Annotated in this window: 12 protein-coding genes; 1 reads left to right on the forward strand and 11 read right to left on the reverse strand. The window is 69.5% G+C overall.

Translation table 11 applies throughout. From position 1 onward, the window contains the following. Positions 1 to 88 precede the first annotated feature (88 nt). The 6 genes from ACIBP6_RS40885 to ACIBP6_RS40910 all read right to left on the reverse strand — a co-directional run bounded on the left by ACIBP6_RS40885 (position 89) and on the right by ACIBP6_RS40910 (position 5361). Positions 89 to 889, reverse strand: a complete 801-nt coding sequence (locus ACIBP6_RS40885; RefSeq protein ID WP_397059841.1) for an SAM-dependent methyltransferase — start codon at positions 887 to 889, stop codon at positions 89 to 91. A gap of 251 nt (positions 890 to 1140) precedes the next feature. Beyond that, positions 1141 to 2175 (reverse strand): DUF2891 domain-containing protein, encoded by a 1035-nt coding sequence (locus ACIBP6_RS40890; RefSeq protein ID WP_397059843.1) that lies wholly within the window; start codon positions 2173 to 2175, stop codon positions 1141 to 1143. After that, a complete protein-coding gene (gene pcp / locus ACIBP6_RS40895) occupies positions 2159 to 2803 on the reverse strand; it encodes a pyroglutamyl-peptidase I (RefSeq protein ID WP_397059844.1) in 645 nt (214 codons plus the stop codon). The genes ACIBP6_RS40890 and pcp overlap by 17 nt, the downstream gene beginning before the upstream one ends. A gap of 300 nt (positions 2804 to 3103) precedes the next feature. After that, the gene (locus ACIBP6_RS40900) at positions 3104 to 3565 is read right to left on the reverse strand and encodes a cupin domain-containing protein (RefSeq protein WP_397059846.1); all 462 of its coding nucleotides are present in this window, start codon (positions 3563 to 3565) and stop codon (positions 3104 to 3106) included. Beyond that, entirely contained in the window at positions 3562 to 4500 is a 939-nt protein-coding gene (locus ACIBP6_RS40905; RefSeq protein WP_397059848.1) for an NADP-dependent oxidoreductase, read from the reverse strand. The genes ACIBP6_RS40900 and ACIBP6_RS40905 overlap by 4 nt, the downstream gene beginning before the upstream one ends. Positions 4501 to 4722: 222 nt before the next feature. Next, complete coding sequence (locus ACIBP6_RS40910) at positions 4723 to 5361, reverse strand: HD domain-containing protein (RefSeq protein ID WP_397059850.1); 639 nt, start codon at positions 5359 to 5361, stop codon at positions 4723 to 4725. A 343-nt stretch (positions 5362 to 5704) separates the two neighbouring features. Here ACIBP6_RS40910 and ACIBP6_RS40915 point away from each other — a divergent pair, with 343 nt between their 5' ends. After that, entirely contained in the window at positions 5705 to 6679 is a 975-nt protein-coding gene (locus ACIBP6_RS40915; RefSeq protein ID WP_397059852.1) for a GlxA family transcriptional regulator, read from the forward strand. A gap of 155 nt (positions 6680 to 6834) precedes the next feature. On the opposite strand, the gene ACIBP6_RS40920 is transcribed toward ACIBP6_RS40915, so the two are convergent. The 5 genes from ACIBP6_RS40920 to ACIBP6_RS40940 all read right to left on the reverse strand — a co-directional run bounded on the left by ACIBP6_RS40920 (position 6835) and on the right by ACIBP6_RS40940 (position 11216). Continuing rightward, on the reverse strand, positions 6835 to 7887 hold the full coding sequence (locus ACIBP6_RS40920; protein WP_397059854.1) for an aldo/keto reductase: 1053 nt from the start codon (positions 7885 to 7887) through the stop codon (positions 6835 to 6837). Between the two features lie 78 nt (positions 7888 to 7965). Beyond that, a complete protein-coding gene (locus ACIBP6_RS40925) occupies positions 7966 to 8994 on the reverse strand; it encodes an aldo/keto reductase (RefSeq protein ID WP_397059856.1) in 1029 nt (342 codons plus the stop codon). Positions 8995 to 9078: 84 nt separating this feature from the next. Continuing rightward, the gene (locus ACIBP6_RS40930; protein WP_397059858.1) at positions 9079 to 9522 is read right to left on the reverse strand and encodes a nitroreductase/quinone reductase family protein; all 444 of its coding nucleotides are present in this window, start codon (positions 9520 to 9522) and stop codon (positions 9079 to 9081) included. Between the two features lie 178 nt (positions 9523 to 9700). Further along, a complete protein-coding gene (locus tag ACIBP6_RS40935) occupies positions 9701 to 10600 on the reverse strand; it encodes an AraC family transcriptional regulator (RefSeq protein WP_397059859.1) in 900 nt (299 codons plus the stop codon). 70 nt (positions 10601 to 10670) lie between these two features. Continuing rightward, positions 10671 to 11216 (reverse strand): methyltransferase domain-containing protein, encoded by a 546-nt coding sequence (locus tag ACIBP6_RS40940; RefSeq protein ID WP_397059861.1) that lies wholly within the window; start codon positions 11214 to 11216, stop codon positions 10671 to 10673. Positions 11217 to 11382 lie beyond the last annotated feature (166 nt).

The raw sequence follows: 11382 nt of genomic DNA on the forward strand, positions 1-11382 counted from the left end.
CCACAGACAGCCAGGCAAAGGCCCGCCACCGCGTTCCCGCCGGTGACGGGCCTTTCTGCTGGCGGGTCCTACGGCTGGAGGTGTTCGATCAGGGCTTGCGGGCGACCACGCCGTATTGCGCCACCGGGTCGGGAGGGCCGAAGGGGGTTTCCTCGGCCCGCCACAGCGAGCACGACGTGAGGCCGGGTTCCAGCAGTTCCAGCCCGTCGAGGAAGCCGGACAGCTCCTCCTTGCCGCGCGCCGTGATCTGTGGTGTGGCGTGGGCGTTGTAGAAGTCCAGCGCCTCGGCGTTGGACCCGCCTCCTATGTCCATCGTGGGATGGGTGAGCGCCAGGTAGCTTCCCGACGGCACCGCCTCCAGCAGACGTTTCACGATCCGCTGGGCCTCGCCGGTGTCGCTGATGAAGTTGACGACGCCCAGCAGCATGATCACCACAGGCTGGGTGAGGTCGAGCGTCCTCGCGGCTTCCCGCAGGATGGCGTCCGGGTCGCGCAGGTCGGCGTCGATGTAGTCGGTCGCGCCTTCCTCTGTGCCGGTGAGCAGGGCGCGCGCGTGCACGAGCACCAGGGGGTCGTTGTCCACGTACACGATCCGCGCCCGGGGGTTCACCCGCTGGGCGACCTCGTGGGTGTTGTTCGCGGTCGGCAGGCCCGTCCCGATGTCGAGGAACTGCCACATGCCGGCCTCGCCGGCGAGATGGTGTACGGCTCGCCCGAGAAACTCACGGTCGGCGCGGGCCACGTCGACGATGGCGGGGAACATCTCGCGGACCTGGTCGCCTACCACGCGGTCGGCCGGAAAGTTGTCCTTCCCGCCCAGCCAGTAGTTCCATACGCGCGCGTTGTGCGCGACTTCGGGGTTGAACTCCCTCGGCGATGTCTCAGCCACAACTCACCTCGTGCCAGCCGGTCTTCGTCCATCGTCTGTCCCGCCGGCCGTCATGGCGCGGCAGCCGTCGGGCGGTGTCCTCGGCGTACGGCCATGGGCTCCGGACGAGCCGGTGACCAGCGACGTGCCCTTACGGGGAGCGTAGCGACAAATGGTGATCTATGTCGATCTCTGATCCCGTACGGCCCGCCGTGGTCACGGCACGCGCGGGCGGACGCACGCTGAGCGTCGCCCTGGCCGCGGCCGAGGTGTCATACCGGATCGGCGGCGTCCAAGGCGAGCACGGCGAACGTGGCGAGCCAATGATCGCTGACGAAGTCGCCGGCGATCACCTGGGGAAGAGCGGCCTTCAGTTGCGCCTCGGCAGCGGCGGTGAGCCTGGGACTCCGCCCATCGTCCGCCGGTAGCGCGGCGGCGATGGCCCACAGCGCCGCCGCGCGGCTGAGCGCGAGCCCGATCAGGTGCCCGATGTGCGGATCGCGGGGATCGGACACGATCGGCGGCTCCAGCAGAGCCTGCGGCTCACCGTGTGCCAGCCCCGGCAGGAACGCCGACAGCCACGCCGCGAACTCCTCCCGAGTCAGCACCCGCCGCATCAGATCCGCCTCGGTGAGTGCCGGCGACACGAAGTCCTGCCCGGACGGTTCCCAGGCCGCCGGATAGTTGCGATCGGTGCCGAACCAACGCCGGGCGGTCTCGGAGACGACACCCGCGAGTGCCGCGCACCCGGCCGGCTCGGCCGAGTCCAGGACCAGTCCCAGCGCGAACGCGCTGTTGGCGTGAACGCCATGACGGACCGGATAGGTGGCCTTGGCCAGCCACCCCTCGACGAGTTCGGCGACGGCCGTCACCGCCGGGCGCAGCGCGCCCGCCCACCGTGCACCGTCGCCACCGGCCGATGCGCATTCAGCCGCCAGGGCGAGCAGCCAGCCCCAGCCGTAGGGCCGCTCGAACGTCGGGTGGGCGCGCAGGTAGACGGCCTCGGTCGTCAGGTGCTCGGGCGTCAGGTGCCGGTCCAGCACCTCGCGAACGGCGGCCTCGTCGATCTCCGTCCGGTTCCGCCGCAGCAGCCGGACCAGCAGCCAGTGCATGTGCACCGCGGAGTGCCAGTCGTAGGAGCCGTAGAAAGCCGGATGGTGGACGCGCGGCGGCACGATGTCGCCCGGACCCGTGACGAGGTGCTGCGGAGCGTTCGGGAACTCCCGCGTCACGTTCTCCAGAGCGAGGCCGGCGAAGCGGGGGGCGAGATCGGCGACGGTCGGCAGCGGATCAGTGGAGAGCGCCACCGGTCTCCTTCAGATCCGCGGTCGTGGTGACCGCCACGGACACGATCGCCGTCAGCGCTTCGGCGATCGAGTGGACGGACATCGACGGCTGGTCGCCGCCCGGGACCTGCTCGGGCAGGTAGGGCACGTGCACGAAACCGCCGCGCACCCCCGGCCGGCCGTACTCGATGAGATGCATCAGCCCGTAGAAGACGTGGTTGCAGAGGAACGTGCCCGCCGTGTGCGAGACGGACGCCGGCAGGCCGGCGTCGCGGACGGCGGCCACGCACGCCTTCACCGGGAGAGTGGAGAAGTACGCCGCCGGGCCGTCCACGACGACGGGCTCGTCGACGGGCTGGGCGCCGTTGTTGTCAGGGATGCGAGCGTCATCGAGGTTGATGGCGACGCGCTCGACCGTGATGCCCGGCCTCCCGCCCGCCTGCCCGACACAGACGACGACCTCGGCCCCGGACTCCTCGACGGCCGCGCGCAGCCGCGCGATGGCGTCGTGGAAGACCACCGGCAGCATCACCGTCGTCAGCGACACCCCTTCCGGCGGCGTGGTCGCGGCCAGTCGCACCGCCTGCCACGACGGATTGACGCCGGAGCCGTCGAACGGCTCGAATCCGGTGAGCAGCACGTGGGTCATGTGTCTCCTCTCATTCGCCGGCGCCGGTCAGCGGTGCGGGGGCCTGCGGAGACTCTCGGCAGACCCGGCTCCGCCGTTTCGCGGCCCCGGTCCCCCGGCGGGGGCCGGGGAAGGTCGTGTCGACAAGGTCCTGATCGGGGTGGTGCTCAAAAGGCGGGGAAACAACTCATAGGGAACGGTCAACCGTAGTCTCCCGGTGTCAGCCGTAGCCGGCCGGGCACGAAGCGAGCGGCCCTTCACCGCGTTTCCGCCGGCGAAGGGCCTCTGGGGGACGGGCTGATCACACTGTCGTGACGGGGGCTACTGGTGCCGGTCGTCGGTCTTGAGCTGTTCTCCGGTGGTGGAGACGAAGACGACGAGGAGCTCGGCTGGTTCTGTGTCGCTGGCGTTCTCCGTGGCCACGTGGTGGGCTCCCGGCTGCTCCATCCAGTTCTCGCCTTGGTGGTATGTGCGCATCGGTTCGCCTTCGACGTGGCTGCGTACCGTGCCTTCGAGCACGTAGGCGTAGACGAACGCGTCGCCGTGTCGGTGGGGCGCCGCTTCGGCGCCCGGCGGGAAGGTCACGGTCGCCGAGGTGAAGGTCTTGCCGCGGACGTTCGGGAGCGCCTGTTGGAACAGGGGTGTCAGGGTCTCGGAAGGGTGCTCCGAAGCCACGGCCGAAATGGCCTGGGTGGTCGGACGCCCCGTCGCGGGGGCGCATCCGACCAGCGCGGCCGCCATGCCTGCGATCAGCACGCCGCCGGCGATTCGCGCACTGATCATGAGTGCTGCACCCCTTGGTCGTCGGCGACCTGGATGATCGTCTTGCCGGGGGTGCGGCGGTGGCGGGCGAACGCCGAGGCCGTTTCGGAAAGCGGTCGCACAGCGCCGACGATGGGGTTGAGCCGTCCGGCTCTGACGCGCTCGGCGAGGTCGGTCAGCCGGGCGCGGTCGGGTTCGACGACGAAGAAGACGGCTCGCCCGTTCTTGGGCTGCACGGTAGGTGGCACGGCGACGCTGACCAGGGTGCCACCCGGGCGTACCAGTTCGGCCGATCGCTCGAGAATGTCGCCGCCGATGACGTCGAACACCACGTCCACCTCGCCGACATGGTGCAAATCGTCGGCGTCCAGGTCGAGGAAGGTCTGCGCGCCGAGGCCGAGCGCGACATCGCGGTCGTCTGCTCGGCCGGTGCCGATCACGCGGGCGCCCACCTCCCGCGCGAGTTGGACGGCGATCGAGCCGACACCGCCCGCGGCGCCGTGAATGAGGACGGTCTGGCCGGTCGTGAGGTGGGCGTGGTCGAACAGTCCCTGCCATGCGGTCAGTCCGGAGATGGGCAGCGCGGCGGCCACGGCGTGGTCGATGTCGGCCGCGAGGGGGGCGAGGTTGCGAGCCTCCACCGCGGTGTATTCGGCCAGGGATCCGTCGCGGGCCCAGTCGGTCAGTCCGAACACCCGCTGGCCCACGGTGAGGCCGGTGGTTCCGTAGCCGAGCTCGACCACGGTGCCGGACAGCTCGTGCCCGGGGATGCTGGGCGTCCGGTCGCGACCGGCGCGATCGGACCACGTTGCCGGCCAGTCGAGCTCTCCGGGGGTGAAGCCCGCTGCGTGCACGCGCACGATGACGTCGTTCTCCGCAGCGTGGGGGTAAGGCATGTCTGCCAGGGTGAGGCCGCCGACACCCGCGTCACGGTCTCGCACGGTGATCGCTCGCATGCTCGGATCCTTTCCAGAATATTCGTCGGTATGGGGCTTCTGCGAGGGCTCGACACGCACCTCCGACCGGGCCTTCGCGCTGGTCGCCGCACTGATGACGCCGAAGGTCCCGTAGAACGTCTGGCGGTCGCCGTCATCACCACGTCGGCGCAGCCGGCGAACGCATCACGACGTCCGTTGCCGAAGCGGCTCACCCCGTTGATCGCGTGGCCTCTGGTGATGTCAGCTCGCCCAGGGCGAGCCGACGATGCGCTCGACCGTCGTCACGCGCTGGTAGCCGGGGATGAAGTGCTCGAGCACGTCGGAGTTCACGGTGCCGTTCGCGGTTTCTGGGCGGTTCTTGAGCCCGTCGACGGTGGCTCGCAGGAACTCGTTCTTGAAGTCCCCTCGCGGGTGGACCGCGAGGATTTCGCCCAGCTGATCGGGTTCCAGCCCGTCCAGGCCGAAGCCGAGCACGTCGGTCAAGACGCCGAGGTGCGTGGTGGCGATCTCCGGGGCCATCCGGCCGGGGATGCCCGGCGTGGTGTGCAGCGCGATCGCCGTCCAGACGGTCTCGGCCGCGGCCGTCGAGAAACCCCGGTCCAGGAGGAACTCGCGCGCGTGGTCGGCGCCATCGACTTCGAAGCGCTGCTCGACGTCGGAGAAGGGAGCCAGGAGGCCGGCGTCGTGGAACATGGCCGCCAAATAGAGCAGCTCCGGGTCCGGTTTCACGCCGAGCTTGTGAGCGTGGATCAGGCCGAAGAGGAAGACCCGCCGGGAGTGGTGGTAGATGAGAGGGCTGGTCGTCTCCTGGATGAGGATGGTCGCTTCGGCGACCGCCGCTGTCTCAGGAACTTCCAACCCCGCGATGACTGCTGGCATGACGTCTGACTTTCGGGAAGCATGTCGTCTTGTGGGCTCTGTGTCCGACTTCCATGCTGCCCACCGATCCGGGCACGGCGCCGCCTTCGTTCGGCCAGGAATCACCTATATCCGGACAGGGCGACATCCAGCCGCACCTCGCCGGCACGGCGAGGCCACCCAGGGGCGGTCGAGGGGTGGTTTCGGCGCCTGCCAGGTTGAGCAACCCCGCCCACGCGGATCACCCGGTAACGGTGTGCTACCAATGAACGGTGTCCATGCCTCCCACGTCGCGGCATCGACGGCGGCCAGTGCCCCGCCGGGCCGGTCACCGCGCGGATCCGGCTCCCCAGGGGCCGGACCGGTGAACGTTGCTCCCCACCGGGTCGCGATCCTCGTCTACGACGGGGTGACGTTGCTGGACGTCGCGGGTCCCGCGGAGGTGTTCAAGGAGGCGAACCGGTTCGGTGCCGATTACCGGATCGTGCTGCTGTCGCCCACCGGTGCGGACGTCACGTCGAGCCTCGGGGTCCGGATCGCGGTCGACGGCGCCGTCTCCGCGGAGCCGGCTTTCGACACGGTACTGGTGGCCGGGTCCGATCTCTATCCACGCGCCCGTGTCCCCGGCGACCTGGCGGACGCCACGCGGATACCGGCGGCCGCGGCCGGCCGGGTCGCGTCGATCTGCACCGGGGCGTTCCTCCTCGCCGCCGCCGGCCTCCTCGACGGCAAGCGCGCGACCACGCACTGGCAGGTCGTGCACGAGCTCGCCGTCCGGTGCCCCACATGCCGCGTCGAGCCCGACGCGATCTACGTTCGCGATGGCACCACGTACACGTCGGCCGGGGTGACGGCCGGCATCGATCTGGCGCTCGCTCTCGTCGAGGAGGACCACGGGCCCCACCTGGCGCGTGACGTCGCCCGCGCCTTGGTGGTGTACATGCAGCGTGCGGGCGGCCAGTCCCAGTTCTCCGCACCGCTGCAAGGGCCACCGCCCCGCTCGCCGGCTCTGCGCGACATCGTCGGCTTGGTGACGGCGAACCCCCACGGAGACCACTCGCTCGGTGAACTCGCGAAACACCTCAACGTGAGCACGCGGCACCTCACCCGGCTCTTCCACGACGAGCTGTCCACGACACCGGCCCGTTACGTGGAGAACATCCGATTCGACATGGCGAGGGCGCTGCTCGACCAAGGACACACCGCGACGCAGGCCGCGACCCTCGCCGGGTTCCCCAGTTACGAAAGCATGCGGCGGGTCTTCACCAGGAAGCTGTCGATCAGTCCTGCCGCCTACCAACGCCGGTTCAGCACGACCCGCCGCGCCAACGCGGGTTAGAGCCGGTGCCGTAAGTCATCGCCGGCAGCTGCCGTGCGGCCCGGTGACTTTCCGCCGGACGCCCCTCGGCGATGGCGCGCCTTCTGGTGCAGCAGCATTGGCTCCTCAGGTGATGACGGGCGATCAGGTCGAGCTCCTACTCCCCGACTCGGGCCTTACCGGGCTCGGGAGGTGACGCCGTTGACGGTGGCGCCGCGTTGCTGGTAGTCGACCGCCACCTGTTTGAGGAAGTCGGCTGGGAAGTTCAGGTGGGGTGTGGTGAGCGCCTCCAGCTCGGCGAGCTTCTCGTCGGGGATCGTGACGTCGAGGCTGGCCAGGTTGGCGTCGAGCTGCGCGGGGGTGCGGACGCCGATGATGGTGGACGTCACCGGGTGCTGCTGGCGTACCCAGGCGAGGGCGACGGCGGCGATCGACGCCCCCAGGCCGTCCGCGATGCGCTGAAGCGCTTCCACGACCGTGAACGTCCGCTCGGTCAGCCGCGATGCGACGTGGTGGGCCCGGTTCGAGCCTGCCGGTGCCGGATCGTCCCGGGTGTACTTGCCGGAAAGCAGGCCGTTGGCGAGGGGGCTCCATGGGGTGACGCCGAGCCCGAACGCGCGAGCCGCGCCGAACAATTCTCCTTCGACGGTACGCTCCAGCAGGGAGTACTCGACCTGGATCGCCGCCACGCCCGTCCAGCCGCGGAATCCGGCGATGGTGGCGGCGTGCGCGACGGCCCAGGCAGGCGTGTCGGACAACCCGATGTAACGGATCTTCCCGGCGCGAACGAGATCGTCGAGGGTAGACATGGTCTCTTCCACCGGGGTGTGCCGGTCGAAGTTGTGCTGCCAGTAGAGGTCGATGTAGTCGGTGCCCAGCCGGCGCAGCGAGCCCTCGACCTGGTGGTAGATCGCCTTGCGTCCGGTACCGCCGCCGTTGGGGTCGCCGGGGAACAGGCTGGCCGCGAATTTGGTGGCGATGACCAGCCGGTCCCGCAGGTCTCTCCGCTTGGCGAGATACGCGCCGATGACCTCCTCGGAGCGCCCCTGGGAGTAGCCGTTGGCGGTGTCGATGAAGTTGCCACCGGCCGCCGTGTAGCGATCGATCAGATCGTGCGAGGTGCCTTCGTCGGTGCCGAGGACCTCACTGCCGAAGGTCATCGCGCCCAGGCAGAGGGGACTCACGCGTAGGCCGGAGTTGCCGAGTGTGCGGTAGGAGTCCAGGGACATCGCTGATATCACCCTTTCGTAGGGGAAAGCGGCGCGACCGTCGCCTGGCGGTCGCGCCGACAGTGGTGCGTTCATGGATCAAGCAGCGGAGCGCTCGGCGATCGGGCGGCGGCGCAGGCTCACGGTCGAGACGGCCGGCGGGGTGTACTCGGCCTGGTTGGGGCCGGCGTCGGTGCCGGGCGGGGCGATCTCGTCGATCCGGTCGAGGATGTCGTCGTCCAGGGTGACGTCGACGCCGGCCAGCAGGTCGTCGAGCTGTTGCATGGTGCGCGGGCCGATGATCGCCGAGGTGACGCCCGGGTGGGCGATCGCGAACGCCATCGCGAGGTGGGTCATCGGCAGGCCGGCCTTCTCGGCGAGCGGGATGAGTTGTTCGACCACCTCGAGCTTGCGCTCGTCGCTGAAGTGCTGCGGCGTATAGCCGGACCGGTGGGTGTCGGTTTGCCGGCCCTTGCGGTGCCGACCCGTGAGCAGACCCTGGCCGAGCGGGCTCCAGACCAGGATGCCCATCCCGTAGCGCTGAGCGATCGGCAGGACCTCGCGTTCGATGCTCCGGTTCACGATGGAGTACGGCGGCTGCTCGCTTCTGAAACGCTCAAGGCCGCGCCGCTCGGCGACCCACTGCGCCTCCACGATCTCCGAGGCCGGGAAGGTGGACGTGCCGATCGCGCGTACCTTGCCGCTGTGGACGAGGTCGGACAGGGCTGACAGCGTCTCCTCCACGTCGACCGTCGGGTCGGGGCGGTGGATCTGGTAGAGGTCGAGGTGATCGGTCTGCAGGCGGCGCAGGGAGTTCTCGACGGCGGTCATGATCCAGCGCCGTGAGTTACCCCGGTGGTTCGGGTCGTCGCCCATCGGATAGTGCACTTTGCTGGCCAGCACGACGTCGTCGCGGCGGCCCTTGAGCGCCTTGCCGACGATCACCTCGGATTCGCCGCCGGAGTACACGTCGGCGGTGTCGACGAAGTTGATCCCCGCGTCCAATGCCTTGTGGATGATGCGGATCGACTCGTCGTGGTCGGGGTTGCCCAGCGCCCCGAACATCATGGTGCCCAGGCAGTACGGGCTGACCTGCATTCCGGTCCGGCCCAGCGTACGGTACTTCATGATTCTCCCTTGGAATCGTTCGGTGAGTGATCGGCATGGTGGCGCTGGGCTCTGGTTGGGGTGCGGCGTGCCGATCAATGAGGACTATTCGGACGTCGGCAGTGTCCGTAACCGCTCGTCGTCGAACACGATCTCGACCAGTGGACTGTGCGCGAGCCACTCGTCGAGGCTCTGACGCCGGCCGACCCGCGCCGCGATCTCGGGCCGGTTCTGCAGGTCGAGAACCGCGGTGATCACTCGCCGCCGTGTCGGTTCGTCCACCGGCGCCGCGGTCGCGGGCAGGTCGGCCCTGACCCCGTGCTTGAGATGCACGACGAACCGCGGATTGGCCCGCAAGTTCGCGTACCAGCCGCGGGGCGTGGGCATGCCGGTCAGGTACCAGCGACCGTCCACGCGGTGGAACCAGATCTCGATACGGCGCGGCAGGCCGGTGCGTGCGCCCAGGGTCGTGATGTCGATCGTGCGCTCGGCCGCGGAGGAGTCCGGCCCGACGGCGAGGGCGCGGGCGATGGCTGCGTTCGGAGTCACCGTTCGGTCTGCCGCTCGTCGTCGAGTGGCATGGCGCCGTTCATTACGCGTCTCCTGCTGGTGGTGATTGTCGCGGAATTCGTGGCTCGTTCCGGTACATCCATGCAAGCAACACGGCGCGCGCCGGGCCTTCACGATCCTTTCGCGTGGTTGCACAATCCTCTTCGCTCAGGGGGAGTCACGGCAGCGCCGGCGCAGCCGGACCGGCTCCACCTCGCAGGCGCGCCGCGTCGACGCTGGGCGGGGCGCCGAACTGGCGCCGGTACTCCCGGCTGAACTGCGACGGGTTGTCGTACCCGACGCGCTGGCCTACGCCGGTGATGTCGTTGGGGCGGTTCGCCAGCAACAACCTCGCCGCCTGCAGCCGGATCTGCTTCTGGAACTGAATCGGGCTCATCGCCGTCACCGCCTGGAAGTTCCGGTGGAAAGCAGAGACACTCATCCCCGCCAGCCGCGCCAGCTCCTCGACCCGGAACGGCTGGGTGTAGTTCTCCCGGATCCACCGCACAGCGCGTTCGATGTGGCTCAGGCTGCTGTCCGCGAGGCCGAGCTGACGGACGGCGTCACCCTGTTCCCCGGTCATCAACCGCCAGAGGATCTCCCGCTTGACCAGCGGGACGAGCGCCTTCCGGTCCCCCGGCCGGTCGAGCAGGCGCAGCAGCCGTACGACAGCGTCGAGCAACTCGTCCGGGGCGTCACTGACCGCGATGCCCGGCGGCGCGGTGCCGGTGGACCGCGGCAGCTCTCCCGGTCCGGTCTGCAGCAGCAGCTCCGCGATGACGGCAGGTTCCAGGGTCATCCCGAAAGCGAGGGAGGGGCGGGCAGTGTCGACGAAATGCCCGGTCACCGGGAGGTCGACCGAGGCGACGAGGTACTGGCCGGCACCGTAGTCGTAGACGCGGTCCCCCTGCGCCAGACGCTTGCGGCCCTGAGCGACGACCGCCAGCACCGTGCCGGACATCGAGGACTCCGGCGGAACGGCGTGGTCGACCTTGCAGACCCGGACACCGTCGATGGCGGTGGCCAAACCGGGACGCGCATGCCGTTCCAGCAGGTCACGAAGCTCGTCCAGAGACATGCCACCATTGCAGCACGCGGGCCGTCGACGGCCGGAGGAAGGTGCACGAACACACGCCCGGATGAGAGGTTCAGGCGATCAGCAGGCGAAGGCCGAGCTCTGCCGCGTCGAGATCGACGAGATCTCGGTTGCGTTCGGCCCACCGGCCGGATGCGAGGTCATCACGGAGGCTGTGCACCGCGCGCCGCTCGGCCTCCGGCCCGACTCTGGCCCAGACCGACACCCCGCGACGGACGTTCTCGTCCAGGTACGCCCGCGGCCGACGCCAGTGGGCCTCGAAGAAGCCGTCAGCGCAGTCCCACGGGATGAGCACCGGTTCCGTCCGGGCTCCGATCACGTCGGCCTGCTCGGTCACCGAAGGCCGGCCGACAAGGAGGTCCGCGACCTCGGGCAGGTAGTCGCGCGTAAGCCAGAACCGATGACGCCATCCGGCGTCACTGGTGTCGTGCGTGAACACCACCACGCGGCGGGCGACCCGCCGCATCTCGCGCAGGCCGGCCATCGGGTCCTGCCAGTGATGAACGGAGGAAACAGCCATCGCGGCGTCGAAGGACTGGTCATCGAACGGCAGGCTCTCGGCGGATCCGACCAGGCACGGCGCCGCGTCCGGACCCATCGTCCCGCACCCTGCCTGTGTGCCCTCGGTGGCGTGCGGCTGCGCGGGATGTCGCTTGAGCGCATTTCACCATATGGATCGGCCACGGACGAGAGTGCTAGTGGACCGGCCATTCGACGGCGCACGGGGGCCGGCCCGGTTGGAGTCCGGGCCGGCCCCGTGTGGT

It is taken from the genome of Nonomuraea terrae, from assembly GCF_044465245.1.
GTDB lineage: Bacteria > Actinomycetota > Actinomycetes > Streptosporangiales > Streptosporangiaceae > Nonomuraea > Nonomuraea terrae.